Source organism: Gordonia sp. DT30 (genome assembly GCF_049844915.1).
GTDB lineage: Bacteria > Actinomycetota > Actinomycetes > Mycobacteriales > Mycobacteriaceae > Gordonia.
The window spans coordinates 77,286-96,412 of the sequence record NZ_JBNCLY010000011.1 but is presented as its reverse complement, the minus strand read 5'-3'; the positions used below and the strand labels follow the sequence as shown (position 1 = coordinate 96,412).

Here is a 19,127-nt window from a genome sequence, read left to right as displayed (position 1 = left end):
CTCGGGTCGTGTCATCCGTATCCTCGGAGACCGACTCTTTCGATCGACGACCGTTGAGATGCGCTGGAGGTGGATGACGACATGCAGGGGTTGGTGCTGCAGCTGACCCGATTGGGGTTCCTGCTGCTGCTCTGGCTGTTCGTCTATGCCGTGATCCGTACCGTGCGCGCCGACATCGTCACCGCCTCGGGATCCCGGTTGCCCCGCTTCCGCGGAAGCGCCGAGAAGGGCCGGGCGAAGCCGAGTGTCAAGGGTTCGGCGCGCTATCTGGTGGTGACCGCGGGGGCGCTGGCGAATACACGCATCACATTGGGTGAGCAGCCGGTTCTGATCGGACGCGCCGATGATTCCACGTTGGTCCTCACCGACGACTACGCCTCCGAACGTCACGCACGACTAGCTCGTCGCGGCGACGACTGGTACGTCGAGGACCTCGGTTCCACCAACGGCACCTACCTCGACCGCTCCAAGGTGACCACGGCGGTGCGGGTGCCGCTGTCGACGCCGATCCGCATCGGCAAGACCGTGATCGAGCTTCGCCCGTGACCCTCGTATTGCGCTATATCGCGCGAAGCGACCAGGGTCTCGTCCGGTCCAACAACGAGGATTCGGCCTACGCCGGGCCCCGGCTGCTCGCGCTCGCCGACGGCATGGGTGGCCACGCGGCCGGTGAGGTGGCCAGCCGCCTCGTCATCGAATCCATGCGCTCCCTCGACGACGACGACGCCACCGGCGATCTGCTCGCCGCCCTCAATCGCGCCACGCAGGCCGGCAATCATGCCATCGCCGATCAAGTGGAGGAGAAGCCCGAACTCGACGGCATGGGCACCACGCTCACCGCAATCTTGTTTGCCGGCAGCCGAATCGGCTTGTGCCACATCGGCGATTCCCGCGGATACCTGTATCGCGACGGTGAGCTCACCCAGATCACCCGGGACGACACCTTTGTGCAGAGCCTCGTCGACGAGGGCCGGATCACCCCCGAGCAGGCGCACACCCACCCGCAACGTTCCCTGATCATGCGCGCGTTGACCGGCGCCGAGGTCGATCCGACGCTGATCGTGCGTGAGGCCCGCGCCGGCGATCGGTACCTGCTGTGCAGCGACGGGCTCTCCGACGTGGTCAGCGAGGAAACCCTCGCCGAGACGCTGGGCACGGTCACCGACTACCGCGAATGCGCGGATCGGCTCATCGAGTTGGCGTTGCGTGGCGGCGGTCCCGACAACGTGACCGTGGTGCTCGCCGACGTCGTCGACACCGATTATGGCGATTCCCGTCCCATCGTCGGTGGTGCCGCCGGTACCGGTGAGGACGCCTACACTCCCGACCCCAAGACGGCGGCCGGCCGCGCGGCCGCACTGCGGCCACCGCTGGAACTGCCGCAGCAGCCGACGATCCTGCCCGACGACGACGAGCCGGTACACCGCAGCCACAAAGGCCGCTGGTTCACCGTGGCGTTCATCGTCCTGGTGATCGCCGCGCTCGTGGCCGGATTCTTCGTACTGCGCGGCTATATGCATCGCACCTATTACATCGGCCAGCAGGACTCGAAGGTCGTGGTGTTCCAGGGTTCGCCGGATGCGGTGCTGTTCTATTCGGTCAGCAACCTCACCCAGAAGGGCTGCATCGTCGACCCGGACAAGGATTCGGCCTCCATCACCTTCGTCCCGGTCGGCGACACCAACTGTCATGAGCTGAATGTGGCTGACCTGCAGCCGTTCTCGCAGTCGGCGGTCCGCGACCACCGGATCTCGGGCAAACCGCTCTCGGAGATCCTGGGCACCACCTCCGAGCTCGAGCTGCTGCCGTTGTGCAAGCCGCCGATGCCCGACGTCCACGACCGGTCCACGCCAGCGCAACCGGCCCCGTCACCGGCACCGAGTGCGGCGCCTGCCCCCAATCCCGCACCGGCCCAACCGGTGCCCGCGACCTACCGGGCCGTCCCGGCGACGATCCACGTGGCGCCCGTGACCGAACAGCCCACACCGTCTGGGACGCCTCCTGCTCCCGGTGCCACCACCGGGCACCCGTCGACCCCGCACCCGTCGACGTCGCCGACGTCCCCCTCGGCTGATCAGCCCGGAACGAACTGCCGGGAACCGTAGATGACCCAAGCCGCTGCCACGCCGCACGCCCGGCCGACCCGGCCCCCCCACACCGGACGCAACGCCGAGATGGCGTTGCTCGGGTGTGCCATCGGGGTGGTCACCGTTGCCCTGCTGATCGTGCAGAGCGCCCAGAATCAGTCCCTGACCGTGGATCTGCTGAAGTATGTCGCCGCCTATGTGGTGCTGTTCGGTATCGGTCATCTCGTGGTGCGCCGCTTTGCGCCGCACGCCGACCCGGTGTTCCTGCCCATCGTGGCGATGCTCAACGGCCTGGGCCTGGTGCTCATCCACCGGCTCGACCTCGGGTCGGGCAACACCGGCGAGTCGATCAATCCGACGACCAAGACCAACAACGCCGACCAGCAACTGCTGTGGGCGTTTCTCGGCATGGCCGCATTCGCGGCGATCCTGATCCTCATCCGCGATCATCGGACGTTGTCGCGCTATGCATACACGCTGGGCCTGGGCGGGCTGATCTTCCTCGCGATCCCGGCGATCCTGCCCGCGTCGTTGTCGGAGATCAACGGGTCCAAGAACTGGATCCGCACGCCGCTGTTCAACATCCAGCCCGGCGAGTTCTCCAAGATCCTGCTGATCATCTTCACCGCGGCGCTGCTGGTGTCCAAACGCGACCTGTTCACCACGGCCGGCAAACACTTCCTCGGGATGGATCTGCCGCGCGCCCGCGACCTGGGGCCGTTGCTGATCGCGTGGGTGGTGGCGATCGGGATCTTCGCCCTCGAGAACGACCTCGGTGGCCCGCTGCTCATCTTCACGACGATCCTGACGATGCTCTACGTCGCCACCGAACGCGTCGGCTGGGTGATCATCGGCCTGACCCTGTTCGTCGTCGGAGCGATACTGGCGTACCAGTTCTTCCCGCACCTGCAGGTTCGCGTCTCGGTGTGGCTCGACCCGTTCGGGGACTTCTACGACACCGGCTATCAGATCGGGCAGAGCCTGTTCGGGCTCGCCACGGGCGGATTGTTCGGCACCGGACTGGGCTCGGGACGGCCCAACGCGGTGCCCTTCGCCAACACCGACTTCATCATCGCGACCATCGGCGAGGAACTCGGCCTGTTCGGCCTCGCCGCGGTCCTGATGTTGTACCTGCTGTTCGTGGTGCGTGGGCTGCGGACCGCGGTCACCGTTCGCGACAGCTTCGGCAAATTGCTGGCCACCGGGCTGTCGGTGACCATGGCGGTGCAGGTCTTCGTCGTCGTCGGCGGTGTCACCAAACTGATCCCGCTGACCGGTCTGACCACACCGTTCGTCTCCTACGGCGGGTCGTCGCTGCTGGCCAACTATGTGCTGGTGGCGCTGTTGATCCGGGTGTCCAACGCTGCACGTGAACCCGATCCGACCAAGCGCCGGCCGACTCCCAAGCCGGTCGAGTCGCTGCCGACGCAGGCGGTGAAGCGCCCGTGAACACACCGATCCGGCGGGTGTCGGTCGCGCTGATCGCGCTGATCGTGATCCTGCTCCTCAACGCCACCTATGTTCAGGTGATCAAGGCCGACAAACTTCGCACCGATCCCCGCAACGACCGCGTCCTACTCGACGAGTACTCGCGCCAGCGCGGCTCGATCATCGCCGGCGGCGAGGTCATCGCCATGTCACAGGGCACCGACAGCCGGTACAAATACCTGCGCCACTATCCGCTGAATCCGCGGGCGTTCGCGCCCATCACCGGCTACTACTCGATCCAGTACGGGTCGGCGGGGCTCGAGCAGTACGAGAACTCGATCCTCAACGGCAACGACGACCGGCTGTTCGGTCAACGGTTCACCGACATGTTCTCCGGCCGCGATCCACGTGGCGGCAATGTCGTGACGACGATCGATCCGCGGCTGCAGCAGATCGCCTACGACCAGTTGAACTCCGGCGCGACCTGTGACGGTCCGTGCGTCGGTGCGGTCGTGGCGATGGACCCGAGCACCGGCAAGATCCTGGCGATGGCCTCGACCCCGAGCTACGATCCGAACCTGCTCTCCAGTCATGAACAGAGCGTCCGCGAGGCGGCGTGGGGCGCCGACACCGGGCCCGACAAGCGGCTGCAGAATCGCGCGATCGACGAGATCTACCCGCCCGGCTCGACTTTCAAGATCATCACGACCTCCGCCGCGCTGCGCGACGGGCAAACCGCGTCGACGCAGCTGACCGCGGCATCGACCTTTCAGTTGCCCGACAGCACCGCGACCCTGCCGAACTACGGCGACGAGACCTGCCCGGGCGGATCGGGCACGGTGAGTCTGGCCGACGCAGTGAAGTATTCGTGCAACACGGCCTTCGCCGACCTGGCGCTCAACAAGATGCCCGACGGCGCCACCAAGCTCAAGGAGACCGCGCGCCTCTACGGCCTCGACCAGCCGGCGCCGAACATCCCGATGCCGGTGGCCCGCTCGACGGTCGGTGCCATTCCCGACCGCGCATCTCTCGCACTCACCGCGATCGGCCAGAAGGACGTGGCGATGTCGGCGCTACAGAACGCCATGGTCTCGGCCACGGTGGCCAATGCCGGGGTGCGGATGCAGCCCTACCTCGTCGACAAACTACAGTCGGCGGATCTGCGCACCCTGTACACGACTCCCCCGACGACCATCAACTCGCCGGTCACCTCGGAGCAGGCGGCTAGCCTGACATCGATGATGGTCGGGGTGGAGAATTCGTCGAACCCGTCGGGGGGGCCGGTCCAGATCGCGTCGAAGACCGGTACCGCCGAACACGGCGACGAGAACACCGCCACCCCATACTCCTGGTACATCGCGTTCGGTCCGTCGACGGACGCGAAGATCGCCGTGGCGGTCGTGGTGGAGAATGGGAAGTTCGGTGTGAGATCGGTCGGCAATACCGTGGCCGGACCCATTGGCCGGGCAGTGATCAATGCTTATGTAGGAGGTGGACGATGACGTTGCAGAACGGCTCCATCATCGCCGACCGCTATCGGCTGATGCGTCTCATCGCCACCGGCGGTATGGGACAGGTCTGGGAAGCTCTCGACACCCGGCTCAATCGCCGGGTCGCGGTCAAGGTGCTCAAGGCGGAGTATTCCGATGATCCCGAGTTCGCGGCGCGGTTCCGCACCGAGGCGCAGACCACCGCGAAGCTGAACAATCCCGGCATCGCCAACGTCTTCGACTACGGCGAGACCGCCGACCGCGGCGGCGGCACCCTGGCGTACCTGGTGATGGAACTCGTCGACGGCGAGCCCCTGAACTCGGTGATCTCCCGGATGGGCCGGTTGTCGGTGGCCAACACCCTCGACATGCTCGAGCAGACCGGACGGGCGCTGCAGGCCGCGCACAGCCAGGGCCTGGTGCACCGGGACGTCAAGCCCGGCAACATTCTGATCACCCCGACCGGCCAGGTGAAGATCACCGATTTCGGTATCGCCAAGGCCGTCGACGCGGCACCGGTCACCCAGACCGGCATGGTGATGGGGACCGCGCAGTACATCTCCCCCGAGCAGGCCACCGGCGACGACGCCACCGCGGCCTCCGATGTGTATTCGCTCGGTGTGGTCGGCTACGAGGCGCTCGTCGGACGCCGCCCGTTTCTCGGTGACGGTGCGATCACCGTCGCGATGAAACACATCCGCGAGACGCCGCCCCCGCTGCCCGACACGGTCCCGGGCAATGTCCGCGAACTCATCGACATCACGATGTCGAAGGACCCCAAGCAGCGCTATCCGAACGGCGGGGCGTTCGCCGACGCGGTCGCCGCGGTGCGGGCCGGCCGTCGGCCGCCGCACCCCGGTGGTGCCGGAGCCGTCGCCGCCGGCGCGGTCGCCGGAGCCGGTGCGGGCGCCGTCGCGGCACACGCCGCCTCGACCCGCGCGATGACCGACTCCACCCCACCGCCCACATCGGCGCGACCGCCGACCACCGCGGCCGCCGCCGGCTCCGGCGGCGGCTGGACGACCGGCCAGAAGGTACTCGCCGGCGTCGCCACCGCCCTGCTCGTGGGGGCGATCGCGTTGATCGGCTACTACCTCGCCAGCGCCAACGACAACAACCCGCCGACACCGGCACCGAGGTCGACGACCACCCAGACCACCACGGTGACGACCACCGACGAGCCGACGACCGAGGAAACCACCACGACGCGTCCGCATCGGACGACGACGACCACGCCGCCGGTGACCACCACGCCGGAGACCACGACACCCGAGGAGACGACACCGGAGACCTCCGATCCCGGCGCGACCACCCGGTCGTGCAGCATCGGGCCGCTACAGGTGCCGTGTTGATGCCATGATGTCGACCCCGCACCACCTCTCCGACCGCTATGAACTGGGCGAGACGCTCGGTTTCGGTGGCATGTCCGAGGTGCATTACGCGCGCGATCTCCTGCTGAACCGGGATGTCGCGGTCAAGGTGCTGCGCGCCGATCTGGCGCGGGATCCGTCGTTCTATCTGCGGTTCCGCCGGGAGGCCCAGAACGCGGCCAAGCTGAATCATCCGACGATCGTTCAGGTCTTCGACACCGGCGAGACCGAGACCGAGGACGGTCCGCTGCCGTTCATCGTGATGGAGTACGTGGACGGCGAGACGCTGCGAGATGTGTTGCGCCGCAACGGCCCGGTGGCGCCCAAGCAGGCGATGACCTGGATGGCCGACGTCGCCGCGGCCATGGATTTCTCGCACCGCAACGGCATCGTGCACCGCGACATGAAACCTGCGAACGTGATGATCGACTCGTCGGGTGCGGTCAAGGTGATGGACTTCGGTATCGCCCGGGCGATGAACGACACCTCGGCGACGATGACGCAGACGAGTGCGGTGATGGGGACCGCGCAGTATCTGTCTCCCGAGCAGGCCCGCGGCATCAAGGTCGATCCGCGCAGCGACATCTACTCGATGGGCTGTGTGCTGTTCGAGCTGATCACCGGCGAACCGCCGTTCACCGGTGACTCGCCCGTGGCCGTCGCGCATCAGCATGTGCACGAGGATCCGCGCTGGCCGTCGGCGGTGCGCCCGGAGATCTCACCGGAACTCGACTCCATCGTCATGAAGGCGATGAGCAAGAACAAGGAGAACCGTTACCAGTCGGCGGCCGAACTGCGGTCGGATCTGATCAAGGTGCTCGCCGGCGGCAAGCCGTCGGCGCCGCTGCTCATGTCGGAGGAGGATCGCAGCGCACTGCTCGAACCCGGCTCCGGTCCGCGCCGCGCCCTGCGTCCCGACACCGGTGGCCAGCCGGCCGCCGGGAAAGGCGACGACACCCCGGTGCGCCGCCGCTCCCCGTGGCTGGTGGCCGGGTCGGTGGCCGCCGTCCTCGTACTCGTCGTCGGCCTGCTGCTCTGGTGGTCGCCGTGGTCGTCGGGCTCGGCGCACAAGGTCGCGGTGCCCGCGGTGAGCGGGTTGTCGGCGGCCGACGCGCGGACCGCCCTCGAGCGAGCCGGCTTCGGGGTCAAACAGCTCGAGGAGTCCAGCGAAACCGTCGAGGCGGGTAAGGCGACCCGCTCGGCGCCCGGTGAGAACGTACCCACCGCGGACGGGTCCACGGTGACCCTGTTCATCTCCAATGGCCGCGAGCGGGCGCGGGTACCCGACGTGCGCAACAAGACCCAGGCCGACGCGATGGCGCAGTTGCAGAGCGCCGGATTCTCGAATATCAATGTGCAGCAAGTGGATTCGGTGTCCGTGGACGTGGGCAAGGTGGTCGACGCGAATCCGGCGATCGGCGCCGATGCGCCGGTGCGCGATCCGCTGATCCTGCGGATCAGCACCGGACCCAAGAACGTCACGATCCCCAACGTCGTCGGCGAGTTCGAGTCGGCGGCCCGCGCCCAGCTCGAAGAGCTCGGTCTCGACGTCGCCGTCGTCGCAGGCGACTCCGAACTGCCGCAAGGCCAGGTCGTCAGCGCCTCGCCGACGGTCGGCGGGACCATCAAACAGGGCAGCACGGTGCAGCTGACGGTCTCGCGGGGCAACATGTTCGTCCTGCCCGACCTGACCGGCCAGACCGCCGATCAGGCGCGCGCCACTCTGGGGCGCTCGGGCTGGAACGGATCGCTGACCGAGACGACACGTAACGTGCCGCTCGGTAGCCCCGATGACGGCAAGGTGTTGTCGCAGACGCCCGGCGGCGGATCGAAGGTGAACAAGAACGGCGGCGTCAGCATCGTCGTCGGACGCGCCAGCCTGCTACCCGGCTGATCTCCGGGCCTGCCGTCGCGGTCAGGCGTGGGCGGCCCGCGCCGACCCGACGGCCTCGGCCATCTCGTCTTCGAGCACCGCGACCCGAGACTCGTCGACGGTGATGCCACATACGCTCAGCCAGTTCGCGAGCATCCGGTGCCCGCCCTGGGTGAGCACGCTCTCCGGATGGAACTGGACGCCGTGGATCGGCAGCTCCCGATGCGCCATGGCCATCACGATGCCCGACTCGGTGCGTCCGGTCACCACCAGCTCGTCGGGGATGGACTCGGGTGCCACCGTCAGCGAGTGGTACCGGGTGGCCGTGAACGGATCGGGCAGCCCCCGCAGCACCCCGACCTGATCGTGGTGCACGAGGGAGGTCTTGCCGTGCAACAACTCCGGGGCGCGCTCGACGGTGCCGCCGAAGGCCGCGCCGATCGCCTGGTGACCCAGACACACGCCGAGCAGCGGCACACCGTCGGCGGCTGCGACCCGCACGAGCGGCATCGTCGCGCCGGCACGCTGCGGGGTGCCCGGACCGGGCGACAGCAGGACGCCGTCGAAGCCTTCACCGGCCGGTCCGCGTAGTGCGTTGCGCAGGGATTCGTCGGTGAACTCGCCGTTCTCCGACGTGAGCCTCGCGTCGTCATTGCGCCACACCGTCGCCTCGACGCCGAGCTGGCCCAGGTACTGGACCAGGTTGTAGACGAAGCTGTCGTAGTTGTCGATCACAAGGACGCGGGGCGCGCGATGCACGGCGCCGGCCTCATCGGGTGTTGCGCTGGTCATCTGTGCCAGGCTACCCGGCCGGTCGCGGGGCTCTCACCGCAGCGACCTGGTGCGTTACCGTAGAGGGGATGCGTCGGGCCCGTCGGATCAGACATCGGGCGACCACGGCCCCGGCGTCGCACGCGAAAACTGACGCGAATGGTCTCGCCCGTCGATGGCCATCGCAGCACAACAGAGGAAGTCATGCCGAAGTCAAAAGTCCGGAAGAAGACCGACTACACCATCAATCCGGCGAGCCGCACGCCGGTCAAGGTGAAGGCGGGTCCCTCGAGTTCCATCTACGTCGGTGCGATGCTCGGCCTCATGCTGCTGGGCCTGGCCTGGCTGATCGTCTACTACCTCGCCGCAGGCGAGACCACCTACGGTGGCCCCGGGCAGGCTCTGCACTGGATGAACAATCTGGGCGCGTGGAACTTCCTGATCGGCTTCGCGATGATGGTCGTCGGCCTGTTGATGACGATGAAGTGGCGCTGACATTCGCATCGCCGCTGTTCAGGACCTTGTTCACGGTCATCCACATGTGGAAATTACATGTGTGTAATTCATCCCCACTGTGAGTAACTTCTGTGGATAACTCTGCGGAACTGTCCACACAGCAATGGGCCACCCCCAAACCCGCGGTCGGTGCACTCCTCGCCGGCGGGATCGCGCTGCTGCTCTGCGCGGGGTTCGTCGCGCCCGACGCGGCCGGCTCCGTCATCATCGGGATCGCGGGCCTGCTGCTGCTCGGCTTCGGGACCTACGCGTCGCTGATCCGGCCACGGCTGGCGGTGTCGGCGGGGCCCGCGCCCACGCTGACCATCCGCCGGATCGGCGGTGCGGTCACGCTCACCCCCGCCGACGTCGAGCGGGTGCGCATCCTGACGATGCGCCGGATCGGGCGCCGTTCGGGACAGTTGGAGATCGACTATTGTCGCGGCGGCTCGGCAGTCGGTCGGGCTGCGGGCCAGGACTCGACCCCGCCAGAGGACACGACGTTGGCGGTCTTCGGTCGCTGGGACCTCGGCACCGACCTGCTCGACGTGGCCGATGCGCTGGCGGCCGCGGGTTTCCTCGTCGAGAATTCGCGGCGCTGAATCGCCGGCAAGCTCAGCGCACGTAGACCAGGATCGCGCCGCTGTGGGTCACCGCGACGCCCACACTGATGGCGACGGCCAGCACCAACAGCGCGCTCACGGCGGTCCAGCCCACGATGGCCGCATTACGGTCGGTGCGCGCGCGCTGCGGCAGCAGTCGCGGCGCCCAGATGAGTGCGGCCGTGGCTGCTGCGCCGAACAGCAGGCCCCCGACGTGGGCGGCCAGCGAGATGCCGGGGATCGAGAACGACATGACCAGATTGATGGCGATGATCGTGAGCACCGGCGCCGGCGAGACTCGCAGCCGTAGGACCACGACGAGCATGGCGCCCATCAGTCCGTAGATCGCGCCCGACGCGCCGGCCGACCGGCTGGCATCGGCCTGCGCGATCATCACCCCGGCACTCCCGCCGAGCAGTGCGGTCACGTAGACCATGACGAAACGCCCTATGCCCAAGGCGATTTCGAGATCGCGCCCAAGAATGTAGAGCGAGATCATGTTCACCGCGAGGTGCAGCAGGCTGTAGTGCAGGAAGCCCGCGGTCACCAGCCGCCAGTACTCGCCGAGGAAGACGTTGCCGCGCACCAGCTCGCCGTGGAGCAGAGGTGCCGACACCTCAACGTCGAACGACCTCGCGGCGTAGACGGTGTAGGCGAAGACCACCACGTTGATCGCGATCAGCGTGTACGTGGCGATCGGGCGGCGGGCGCGTACCGGGCGCGTCACCACCGACCGGATGCCGCGGTCGCCGAACGCCGGCCGCCGGACATCCTGCCCGCTGCCGCGCTGCCCCCGGCCCCGGTGTTGCCTGCCGTCCGGGGGCCCGCCGCCGCGCAGGCAGTCGGCGCAATGCGCTCCGACCGCGGCCGGCTGCAGGCATTCCGGACACGCCGGCCGCCCGCACCGCGTACAGGAAAGCGCGGTGGGACGGTCGGGATGCCGGTAACAGACCGTCGGTTCGGCGACGGGTTCCGTGCTCAGTTGGCTTCGATCTTCTGGATGACGACCTCGTCGAGCGGTCGGTCGGAGCGGTCGGTCGACGTGGTGGCGATGGCGTCGACGACCTGCTGCGATGCCGGATCGGTCACCTCGCCGAAAATGGTGTGGCGGCGGTTCAGGTGCGGGGTCGGGCCTGCGGTGATGAAGAACTGCGACCCGTTGGTACCCGGTCCGGCGTTGGCCATGGCGAGCAGGTAGGGACGATCGAACTGCAGCTCCGGGTGGAACTCGTCCTTGAAGCGGTAGCCGGGGCCGCCGCGGCCGGTGCCGGTGGGGTCGCCGCCCTGGATCATGAATCCCTCGATCACGCGGTGGAACACCGACCCGTCGTAGAACGGTCCGGAGTCGCCGCCGGACGCGTTGGGCTCGCTGTAGTCCTTGCTGCCAGTGGCGAGGCCGACGAAGTTGGCAACGGTCTCGGGTGCCTGATTCCCGAACAGATCGACCTTGATGTCGCCGCGGTTGGTGTGGATGGTCACGGTCTGAGTTGAAGTGGTCACGTCTCCATCCAACCAAATCGTCGCGGCCAAGCCCATCGGCCACGGCACCGTGCTCTTCGGGGACCGAACTCGAGTAGCACTCCACCGCACCGACCTGGCACGCTGTGGGGCATGCCGAAGAAGTATCTCCTCCTGATCGTCGGTGCCTCGGTGACGGCGTTGTCGGCCGTGGCCGCGGCCGCCGTGGTGCGTCGGACCCGGACCGAGCTACCGCCCGTGTCGCCGACCGTGCCACGCGTCGAAGAGCTCGGCCCCGTCGAGGGCGAGAGCCGCTGACCAGGTTCGCGAGGATCCGGCAAGACGGACGTCGACGAGCGCAACGGGACGCGTGCCGCGCCGCGCCGGCGACCGGAGAAGGTAATTTGAACGGGTGAGTTCCGACGAGAGCAGGCCTGGCGGCGACGCCCAGCGCGACGACGCGGGCGAGAGGGTCGGCAACATCGAAACCGATCGTCCCGATAAGGGTGACGCCGACGGGATCGGCACCGGGACGGCCTCGGCGCCGTGGGAGCGTCCACCCACCGCACCCGTCGGCGGCAGCGATCCCGATCCGCGGCCCGGGCCGAACGTGCCGCGACCGCCCGCCCCGGCCAGCTCGGCATCGAGTCCGCGGGTTCCGATCGCCCCGACCGGCCAGGGGCCACGACCTCCCCGGCCTGGCAGGCCGCCGGCTCCCGGAGGTCCGCCGCCTGCAGGTGGTCCGGGGTCTCCAGGGGGTCCGGGGTCTCCAGGTGGTCCGGCGCCGCGCCCCGGCGCACCGTCGAACACCGGCCAGGGCCCACGTCCCGGTCCGAACGCCGGCCCAGGTCCGCATCCGCGGCCAAATGACCTGTCCACCAGCGGTTCCGGGCCGAGGCCCGGATGGCGGGGCGGTCCGCCGCCCGGTGCCCGCTCCGGTCCGGGGACCCGAATGCCGCCGCCCCCGGGGCGTCGGCCGCCCGGAGCGCCGATCCCGCCGGACGGCCCACCGCCGCGCGCGTACTCCGCCGTCGACGCCGGGCCCCTCGGTCCGCCGCGGGACCGCCCGCCACGCCAGCCCCCGGCCGACGCTCCTCTCGGCAACAAGCCCGTCGGCAACTCCCCCGATATCAACCGCACCGACAACAACCGCACCGACAAGAGCTCGGAGCCGGCCACGATCGCCGTGGATGCTCCCTCGGTGTCCAAGGAGGCGCCCGTGCGCGGGCAAACCGCCGCCGCAGTCCGGTCCACGCAGTCGTCGGATCGGACCAACGTCCTCGCCATCTGGGCGATGGTGTTGTCGGTGCTCGGCATCACCTCACCGGTCGGGCTGTTCCTGGGTTACCGGGCACGCAACCAGATCCGACGCACCCGCGAATACGGTGACCCCTTTGCGACGGTCGCGATCATCGTCGGCTGGGCCTATGTCTTCGCCGTGCTGGTGGCGATCGTGGCCTACCTCCTGGTACTGGTCCTGGGATAGTCCGGTCCGCGGCGACCCCGTGCTGATGACCCCGTCCTGATGGCGCGGTTCCACAACGCAGAGCCGTCCCCGGCGTAGCATTCGACGAATGAAGCGTCCACTTCTGGCGTTGTTCGGCTTGGCCCTGCTCACGGCGGCCGTTCTGGCCGCACCGACCCCACGCGCCGCTGCCGCCGCGCAGTGCGCCGATATCGAGGTGGTGTTCGCCCGCGGCACCGTCGAGACCGCGCCGCCGGTCGGCGTCACCGGACTCTCGTTCGGCGAGGCCCTGCGCAACCAGTTGCCCGGCAAGTCGGTGGACGTCTACGGGGTCAACTACCCCGCCGGCAGCAACTTCAACAACCGTGTCGCCTTTGTCGAGGGAGTTGTACAGGGCGTCAACGACACTCAGCGCCGCATCAAGTATCTCGCGGCCCAATGCCCGGCGAGCCACATCGTGGTCGGCGGTTACTCGCAAGGTGCGGTCGTCGCCACCTATGCCTTGAGCAACAAGATTCAGATCGATCCGCAGTACCAGCAGTACGAGGACCGCGTGCCACGCCCGCTGGCCGACGCCGCCGCATCACATGTCGCCGCGGTCATCCAGTTCGCTCCTCCGTCGACGAACTGGATCCGACAGATCGGTGCGCCGCCGATGACCGTCGGACCGCTCTATGAGCACAAGACCAAGCGCTACTGCATTCCCGGTGACGTCGTCTGCGACGGCGCGCCCGTCGGTCAGCCCAACAGCCTGCACGTGCTCTACGCGGTCAACGGCATGACAATCGATGCGGCCCAATACGTTCGGGCGCATCTGTAGGAGCAGACCGGATCAGTATCGGGCTGTCGCGAGAGGAATAAGCCCTGACCGGACGGCTCCGGGTTCAGAGCACGGGATCTACACGGCGGCTCTCGCTCATCAACCGGGGCATGACTGTCGAAGCCGCGCGATACGTTCGGGCAGACGTGTCGGGGCATCTGCCTTCGTCCCGGGTCCGTTGGTGCCGTTGTCGGCATCCGTCGACGGCGCCGGCCGGCGCTCGACCCGACGGAACGACCAGCCGATCGCGACGAGCATAACCGCCGTCAGCGGCATCCCGGTCGCGATCCGACCCACAGCCAACCAGCCGACACTTCCATGCTGAAAGATTGCGAACTGCACGCCGAAGCGGATCAGGAAGGCACCCGCGACCGCGACGGTCAGCGCGGTGAACAGGCGCCGGGTGTAGGGATCGGCACGCCATCGCCTGGATCGGTGTCCGATCAGTCCGAACAGCACGCCGACCGCAGGATATCGGGCAGCGCACGAAATCAAGAGCGCGACAGCGACAATCGGCGGATACCAGAGGTCGGGTTGGAAGAAGTCCCGGGCCTGACCGCTGTGTAGCGCGAATGCGGCGGAGATGCCGACACACACCAGGGTGCGCTCGGATCTCCTCGAAAGGTGGCGCGGTGAACTCCGAAGAGCGACCCTCGGACGAGGCGCCGACACGCGTCGCCACGACGCAATTGCTGGCGGTGGCCGGCGATCTGTTGGCCCGATACGGCCCGTCGGCACTGACCGCCCGGCGAATCGCCAAGGCAGCGGGCACGTCGACCATGGTGATCTACAGCCGATTCGGCGCGACGGGAGCCCTGCACGCGGCCTTGCGATCCGACGGGTTCGCGCATCTCGGCATGCTCACCGCCTCGGCCACCGCCGGCATCGACGATCCGGTGATGGCACTGGCCTCGGCATCGGTGGCTTATCTAGATTTCGGTGTGGCGCAACCACATCGGTACCGGTTCCTCTTCGTCGAGCCGGCACGCGGGGACGAGCCCGGCCGGGCCGCGTTCACCTCTCTGCGCGCGTTGATCGACGGCTGTGTCGCCGCGGGACGATTCCACCCGGACGACCCCGACGAGCAGAAGATCGTGACCATCTGGGCGGCACAGGTGTGGGCGCTGCAGCACGGCGTCACCAGTCTGGTGCTCACCGGCACGGTGCCGGCCGAAGCGGCACACCACGTCCTCGTCGACGGGCTGACCCGGCTGTGTATCGGTTACGGTGACGACCCGGGCCGCGCGAGGCACTCCACCGCGTTGCGGGCGGCCGGAGATGAATTCTGAACTGTGGAGCCTAGGAGATTCGAACTCCTGACATCTGCCTTGCAAAGGCAGCGCTCTACCAACTGAGCTAAGGCCCCGTGCCGGTATCCGCTGCGGTGAGCGGTCCGGCGGGTGTGCGAATCGGGATGAGTATCCACTCGCAGTGGGCCTAGGAGGACTTGAACCTCCGACCTCTTCGTTATCAGCGAAGCGCTCTAACCGCCTGAGCTATAGGCCCGTGAACCGAGGACTGAGATTACCCGACGGGATGGCGAGTATCCAAAACGGTTCGCATCGATGCCCGGTGAGCTGGGAGGATGACGGGCATCGGGCCTAGTCGAGATCGGCCAGCGTGACCTCGACACCCCCGACCAGATCCGCCACCAGGTTGTAGATGTAGGAGCCGATCGTCGCGAGTGCGGTGATCAACACCGCGTTCACCACACCCAGTATTGCCGCGTAGAGGAAGACGCTGCCCGCTCCGATGATGTCGCCCTCCGACGTCGAGCCGTCGGCGGTGACAAGTGTCCCGAAGGAACTGTTCACCTGATCCCAGACGCCCATGCCGTCGAGCACGAGGTAGAGGACCGCGACCGCGATCATCCAGATCACGAAACCGATGACCGAGAGCACCCCGGCGACCTTGAATGTCGCCCACGGATCGAGTCGCCGGATCTGAACGGCGGCACGCAGGCCGCGTCCGGGAGTGCCGATCTGTGCGGGCGTCGACCGCGGTGCCGATGCACTGGCGACTGCCGGAGTCTCGGCGGCCGCCGAGCGAGCGGTCTCCGAACCGGTGTGATGGATCTCGTCGAGATCAGGCAGTTTGTCGGCTGCGGACGGATCACGTTCGATGTTGCGGGTCGGCGACTCGACGAAACGCCCCCGCGGCGCCTGGGCGGTCGCGGTGGTCGAGCCGCCGGTCGGCGCGTCGAGCTTGCGCACCGGTGCCTGCTGTCCACCCATGCTGGCGGCCGCGGTGCCACTGCCGGTGACCACCCCGCGCGGCGGTGGGCCGCCGGGACGCCTGCCGTTGGTGAACTGTTCGGTGGCGGAGTTCTCGGGGACCGGCGCCTGCGGGCTGACCGGCGACTCGGGCATCGCGGATCCGCCCGGCCCGCGTTGCCATGGCGGGACGAGGCCACCGCCGCGTGGCGGGCCGGCCTGGCTCGACGGACCGGTGGCCTCACCTCCGGATCCGGGCGCGGTCGACGGCGTGGACGGGGTCTTGTTGTCCGGGTCGTTCGGTTGGCTCACTGGTGTTTGTTCCTCACTCGGCACACTCGCCGCGGTTCCTGACTGCCAAGGGCCTCGATGTGGGTTCCGACACCACCGCGTTTCCGCCACAGCGCCCTGGCACCACAGGTCCACCCTAACGGTTATGGCCGTCACACCAGACGAGCCACGACGTCTTCTCCGTGGTTCGGATCAACAGTCGTGGCTCGTCTGGCGGTCATGGTCGTCGACCGTCTGCGACCGTCACTGCTCCTCGGTGTCGGGTTCGTCGGCATTGCGGGCGATGGCCAGCAGCGTCGTCCCCTCCCCCAGATTCATCAGGCGTACACCCTTGGTCTGGCGACCGGCCTTGCGCACCTGACGGGCGGCGGTGCGGATGACCCCGCCGCCGGAGGTGATCGCATAGAGCTCGGTGTCGTTGTCGACGATGAGCGCTCCGATCAGCGAGCCGCGCCGCTTGTCGTGCTGGATGGTCAGCACGCCCTTGCCGCCGCGGCCCTGAACCGGATAGTCCTCCATGCCGGTGCGCTTGGCGTAACCGCCGGAGGTCGCGACCAGCAGATAGGTGCCCTCCCGGACGACGTTGAGCGAGAGCAGCTCGTCATCGGTGTTGAAACGCATCCCCTGCACGCCCGAGGTCTGCCGGCCCATCGGCCGCAGCGCCTCGTCGTCGGCGTGGAATCGGATCGACTGGCCCTTGCGGCTGACGAGCAGCAGATCATCATCGGCGCTGCACAGTTGTGCGCCGACGAGTTCGTCCTCCCCGCGCAGATTGATCGCCGCGATACCGCCGGACCGGTTGGAGTCGAAGTCCTCGAGCTTGGACTTCTTCACCAGACCGTTGCGAGTGGCGAGCACGAGATACGGTGCGTCCGTGTAGGTCTTGATCTGGATGACCTGCGCGATGCGCTCCTCGGGCTGGAAGGCGAGCAGATTCGCCACGTGCTGGCCACGTGCGGTGCGATTGGCCTCGGGCAACTCGTAGGCCTTGGCCCGGTAGACGCGACCCTTGGTGGTGAAGAACAGGATCCAGTCGTGGGTCGAGCACACGAAGAAGTGCGCAACGATGTCGTCTTGCTTGAGGCCGGCACCCTGCACACCCTTGCCGCCGCGTCGCTGACTGCGATACAGATCGGTCTTGGTGCGCTTGGCATAACCGGTTTCGGTGATGGTGACGACGACGTCTTCGCGGGCGATGAGGTCCTCGTCGGCGACGTCGCCGTCGGCCGCGATGATCTGTGTGCGACGCTCGTCGCCGAACTTCTCGACGACTTCGGTCAGTTCGTCGCGCACGATGGCACGCTGGCGCTCCGGTTTGGCCAAAATGTCTTTGTAGTCCGCGATTTCACGTTCGATCTCGGCCAACTCGTCGATGATCTTCTGCCGCTCCAGCGCCGACAGACGCCGCAGCTGCATCGCCAGAATGGCGTCGGCCTGGATCTCGTCGATCTCGAGCAGATCCATCAACCCGGTGCGGGCCGCGTCGGTATTGGCCGACGCGCGGATCAACGCGATGACTTCGTCAAGCGCGTCAAGGGCTTTCACGAGTCCGCGCAGGATGTGGGCGCGTTCTTCCGCCTTGCGCAACAGGTATCGGGTGCGCCGCACGATGACATCGATCTGGTGCGCGATGTAGTAGCGGATCATCTGGTCGAGCCGCAGCGTGCGCGGCACCCCGTCAACGATCGAGAGCATGTTGGCACCGAAGCTGGTCTGCAGCTGACTGTGCTTGTAAAGGTTGTTGAGCACAACCTTGGCGACGGCGTCGCGGCGTAGCGTGACCACGATCCGCAGGCCGACACGATCCGAGGAATGATCCTCGATCTTGCTGATGCCCTTGAGTTTTCCCTCGTTGACCTGCTCGGCGATCGATTGGATCATGTTGTCCGGATTGACCTGATACGGCAACTCGGTGATGACGATCTGGGTGGCGCCGCCCTTGGCCTCCTCGATGGCGGTGACGCCGCGCATCCGGATCGAACCTCGGCCGGTGGCGTAGGCATCCTTGATGCCCTGTCCGCCGACGATCAGCCCGGCAGTCGGAAAGTCCGGTCCCTTGATGCGTTCCATACAGGCCGCGAGCGTGGTCTCGTCATCGGCCTCGTGGTTGTCGAGCGCCCAGAAGATCGCCGCGGCCACCTCGGTGAGGTTGTGCGGCGGCATGTTGGTGGCCATACCCACCGCGATGCCACCGGATCCGTTGATGAGCAGGTTCGGGATACGCGCCGGCAGCACCGTCGGCTCGTTGGTCTTGCCGTCATAGTTCGGCGTGAGATCGACTGTGTCCTTTTCGATGTCACGCAACATCTCCATGGCCAGCGGCGTGAGGCGGGCCTCGGTGTAACGCATGGCGGCCGGACCGTCGTTGCCGCGGGAACCGAAGTTGCCCTGGCCGTCGATGAGCGGGTAGCGCATCGACCACGGTTGCGCCAGCCGCACAAGTGCGTCGTAGATCGACGCGTCGCCGTGCGGGTGGTAGTTACCCATCGTCTCCGCAACGGGTTTCGCCGATTTCACATAGCTGCGGTCCGGGCGGAAACCGGCGTCGAAGGATGCGTAGAGCAGGCGCCGGTGGACCGGCTTGAGTCCGTCGCGCACCTCTGGGAGCGCGCGGCCCACGATCACGCTCATCGCGTAATCGATGTAGCTGTTCTGCATCTCCTGGCCGAGATCGACCGGTTCGATGCGGTCACCTTCTCCGCCGGCGGGCGGAAGCGTGGTGTCAGTCATGAATGTCCCTTCAGCGACAACAAGTCAGGTGCGG

At 67.5% G+C, this 19,127-nt stretch carries 17 protein-coding genes, 2 tRNA genes and 2 pseudogenes; 12 read left to right on the top strand and 9 right to left on the bottom strand.

Annotated elements, in window-relative coordinates; genetic code table 11:
- The first annotated feature begins 81 nt into the window (after positions 1 to 81).
- The 6 genes from ACLQ3C_RS12525 to pknB are packed head-to-tail and all read left to right on the top strand — an operon-like array spanning position 82 to position 8,269.
- Complete coding sequence (locus ACLQ3C_RS12525) at positions 82 to 546, top strand: FHA domain-containing protein FhaB/FipA (RefSeq protein ID WP_425705386.1); 465 nt, start codon at positions 82 to 84, stop codon at positions 544 to 546.
- Positions 543 to 2,105, top strand: coding sequence for a PP2C family protein-serine/threonine phosphatase (locus tag ACLQ3C_RS12520; protein ID WP_425705385.1), 1,563 nt, complete (start codon positions 543 to 545; stop codon positions 2,103 to 2,105). Before ACLQ3C_RS12525 ends, ACLQ3C_RS12520 begins: the two co-directional genes overlap by 4 nt.
- Positions 2,106 to 3,536, top strand: a complete 1,431-nt coding sequence (locus ACLQ3C_RS12515; RefSeq protein ID WP_425705384.1) for an FtsW/RodA/SpoVE family cell cycle protein — start codon at positions 2,106 to 2,108, stop codon at positions 3,534 to 3,536.
- Complete coding sequence (locus ACLQ3C_RS12510; protein ID WP_425705383.1) at positions 3,533 to 5,017, top strand: peptidoglycan D,D-transpeptidase FtsI family protein; 1,485 nt, start codon at positions 3,533 to 3,535, stop codon at positions 5,015 to 5,017. The genes ACLQ3C_RS12515 and ACLQ3C_RS12510 overlap by 4 nt, the downstream gene beginning before the upstream one ends.
- On the top strand, positions 5,014 to 6,357 hold the full coding sequence (locus ACLQ3C_RS12505) for a protein kinase domain-containing protein (RefSeq protein WP_425705382.1): 1,344 nt from the start codon (positions 5,014 to 5,016) through the stop codon (positions 6,355 to 6,357). The genes ACLQ3C_RS12510 and ACLQ3C_RS12505 overlap by 4 nt, the downstream gene beginning before the upstream one ends.
- Before the next feature lie 4 nt (positions 6,358 to 6,361).
- A complete protein-coding gene (gene pknB / locus ACLQ3C_RS12500) occupies positions 6,362 to 8,269 on the top strand; it encodes a Stk1 family PASTA domain-containing Ser/Thr kinase (protein WP_425705381.1) in 1,908 nt (635 codons plus the stop codon).
- 21 nt (positions 8,270 to 8,290) lie between these two features.
- Here pknB and ACLQ3C_RS12495 read toward each other — a convergent pair whose 3' ends face one another.
- Positions 8,291 to 9,040, bottom strand: a complete 750-nt coding sequence (locus ACLQ3C_RS12495) for an aminodeoxychorismate/anthranilate synthase component II (protein ID WP_425705380.1) — start codon at positions 9,038 to 9,040, stop codon at positions 8,291 to 8,293.
- A 183-nt stretch (positions 9,041 to 9,223) separates the two neighbouring features.
- On the opposite strand from ACLQ3C_RS12495, the gene crgA reads away from it, so the two are divergent.
- Entirely contained in the window at positions 9,224 to 9,514 is a 291-nt protein-coding gene (gene crgA, locus ACLQ3C_RS12490) for a cell division protein CrgA (RefSeq protein WP_425705379.1), read from the top strand.
- A gap of 92 nt (positions 9,515 to 9,606) precedes the next feature.
- Positions 9,607 to 10,116, top strand: a complete 510-nt coding sequence (locus ACLQ3C_RS12485; RefSeq protein WP_425705378.1) for a PH domain-containing protein — start codon at positions 9,607 to 9,609, stop codon at positions 10,114 to 10,116.
- Positions 10,117 to 10,129: 13 nt separating this feature from the next.
- Here ACLQ3C_RS12485 and ACLQ3C_RS12480 read toward each other — a convergent pair whose 3' ends face one another.
- Together ACLQ3C_RS12480 and ACLQ3C_RS12475 are read right to left on the bottom strand one after the other, a co-directional pair.
- Positions 10,130 to 11,098, bottom strand: coding sequence for a rhomboid family intramembrane serine protease (locus ACLQ3C_RS12480; RefSeq protein WP_425705437.1), 969 nt, complete (start codon positions 11,096 to 11,098; stop codon positions 10,130 to 10,132).
- A complete protein-coding gene (locus ACLQ3C_RS12475) occupies positions 11,095 to 11,652 on the bottom strand; it encodes a peptidylprolyl isomerase (protein WP_425705377.1) in 558 nt (185 codons plus the stop codon). Before ACLQ3C_RS12475 ends, ACLQ3C_RS12480 begins: the two co-directional genes overlap by 4 nt.
- Positions 11,653 to 11,727: 75 nt before the next feature.
- On the opposite strand from ACLQ3C_RS12475, the gene ACLQ3C_RS12470 reads away from it, so the two are divergent.
- Both ACLQ3C_RS12470 and ACLQ3C_RS12465 read left to right on the top strand, forming a co-directional pair.
- Complete coding sequence (locus tag ACLQ3C_RS12470; protein ID WP_425705376.1) at positions 11,728 to 11,892, top strand: hypothetical protein; 165 nt, start codon at positions 11,728 to 11,730, stop codon at positions 11,890 to 11,892.
- A gap of 634 nt (positions 11,893 to 12,526) precedes the next feature.
- Complete coding sequence (locus tag ACLQ3C_RS12465) at positions 12,527 to 13,060, top strand: DUF4190 domain-containing protein (protein WP_425705375.1); 534 nt, start codon at positions 12,527 to 12,529, stop codon at positions 13,058 to 13,060.
- On the opposite strand, the pseudogene ACLQ3C_RS12460 reads toward ACLQ3C_RS12465, so the two are convergent.
- Positions 12,984 to 13,397 (bottom strand): annotated as a pseudogene (locus ACLQ3C_RS12460) (MarR family transcriptional regulator); the annotation flags it as partial. The gene ACLQ3C_RS12465 and the pseudogene ACLQ3C_RS12460 overlap by 77 nt on opposite strands.
- Between ACLQ3C_RS12460 and ACLQ3C_RS12455 the strand changes: the two are divergent.
- A pseudogene (locus ACLQ3C_RS12455) lies at positions 13,299 to 13,859 on the top strand (cutinase family protein); the annotation flags it as partial. The pseudogenes ACLQ3C_RS12460 and ACLQ3C_RS12455 sit on opposite strands and share 99 nt — an antisense overlap.
- Before the next feature lie 99 nt (positions 13,860 to 13,958).
- Here ACLQ3C_RS12455 and ACLQ3C_RS12450 read toward each other — a convergent pair.
- Positions 13,959 to 14,531: a DUF3159 domain-containing protein gene (locus ACLQ3C_RS12450; RefSeq protein ID WP_425705374.1), complete on the bottom strand. Its 573-nt coding sequence runs from the start codon at positions 14,529 to 14,531 to the stop codon at positions 13,959 to 13,961.
- On the opposite strand from ACLQ3C_RS12450, the gene ACLQ3C_RS12445 reads away from it, so the two are divergent.
- Positions 14,492 to 15,148, top strand: coding sequence for a TetR/AcrR family transcriptional regulator (locus tag ACLQ3C_RS12445; protein ID WP_425705373.1), 657 nt, complete (start codon positions 14,492 to 14,494; stop codon positions 15,146 to 15,148). The two genes, ACLQ3C_RS12450 and ACLQ3C_RS12445, sit on opposite strands and share 40 nt — an antisense overlap.
- Before the next feature lie 4 nt (positions 15,149 to 15,152).
- Here ACLQ3C_RS12445 and ACLQ3C_RS12440 read toward each other — a convergent pair.
- The 4 genes from ACLQ3C_RS12440 to gyrA all read right to left on the bottom strand — a co-directional run bounded on the left by ACLQ3C_RS12440 (position 15,153) and on the right by gyrA (position 19,093).
- Positions 15,153 to 15,225, bottom strand: a tRNA-Ala gene (locus ACLQ3C_RS12440).
- Positions 15,226 to 15,291: 66 nt separating this feature from the next.
- Positions 15,292 to 15,365: transfer RNA gene (locus tag ACLQ3C_RS12435), tRNA-Ile, on the bottom strand.
- A gap of 95 nt (positions 15,366 to 15,460) precedes the next feature.
- Positions 15,461 to 16,384 carry a DUF3566 domain-containing protein gene (locus ACLQ3C_RS12430; RefSeq protein ID WP_425705372.1) on the bottom strand — a complete coding sequence of 308 codons (924 nt, stop codon included), beginning with the start codon at positions 16,382 to 16,384 and terminating at the stop codon, positions 15,461 to 15,463.
- Positions 16,385 to 16,606: 222 nt separating this feature from the next.
- Entirely contained in the window at positions 16,607 to 19,093 is a 2,487-nt protein-coding gene (gene gyrA / locus ACLQ3C_RS12425; RefSeq protein ID WP_425705371.1) for a DNA gyrase subunit A, read from the bottom strand.
- Positions 19,094 to 19,127: the final 34 nt, after the last annotated feature.

What these genes read in the sequence shown, in the direction of transcription:
- ACLQ3C_RS12525 (WP_425705386.1), top strand. Translation starts at nt 82, where the DNA reads ATGCAGGGGTTGGTGCTGCAGCTGACCCGATTGGGGTTCCTGCTGCTG.
- ACLQ3C_RS12515 (WP_425705384.1), top strand. Translation starts at nt 2,106, where the DNA reads ATGACCCAAGCCGCTGCCACGCCGCACGCCCGGCCGACCCGGCCCCCC.
- ACLQ3C_RS12505 (WP_425705382.1), top strand. Translation starts at nt 5,014, where the DNA reads ATGACGTTGCAGAACGGCTCCATCATCGCCGACCGCTATCGGCTGATG.
- pknB (WP_425705381.1), top strand. Translation starts at nt 6,362, where the DNA reads ATGATGTCGACCCCGCACCACCTCTCCGACCGCTATGAACTGGGCGAG.
- ACLQ3C_RS12495 (WP_425705380.1), bottom strand. Translation starts at nt 9,040, where the DNA reads ATGACCAGCGCAACACCCGATGAGGCCGGCGCCGTGCATCGCGCGCCC.
- crgA (WP_425705379.1), top strand. Translation starts at nt 9,224, where the DNA reads ATGCCGAAGTCAAAAGTCCGGAAGAAGACCGACTACACCATCAATCCG.
- ACLQ3C_RS12475 (WP_425705377.1), bottom strand. Translation starts at nt 11,652, where the DNA reads ATGGGCTTGGCCGCGACGATTTGGTTGGATGGAGACGTGACCACTTCA.
- ACLQ3C_RS12470 (WP_425705376.1), top strand. Translation starts at nt 11,728, where the DNA reads ATGCCGAAGAAGTATCTCCTCCTGATCGTCGGTGCCTCGGTGACGGCG.
- ACLQ3C_RS12465 (WP_425705375.1), top strand. Translation starts at nt 12,527, where the DNA reads ATGCCGCCGCCCCCGGGGCGTCGGCCGCCCGGAGCGCCGATCCCGCCG.
- gyrA (WP_425705371.1), bottom strand. Translation starts at nt 19,093, where the DNA reads ATGACTGACACCACGCTTCCGCCCGCCGGCGGAGAAGGTGACCGCATC.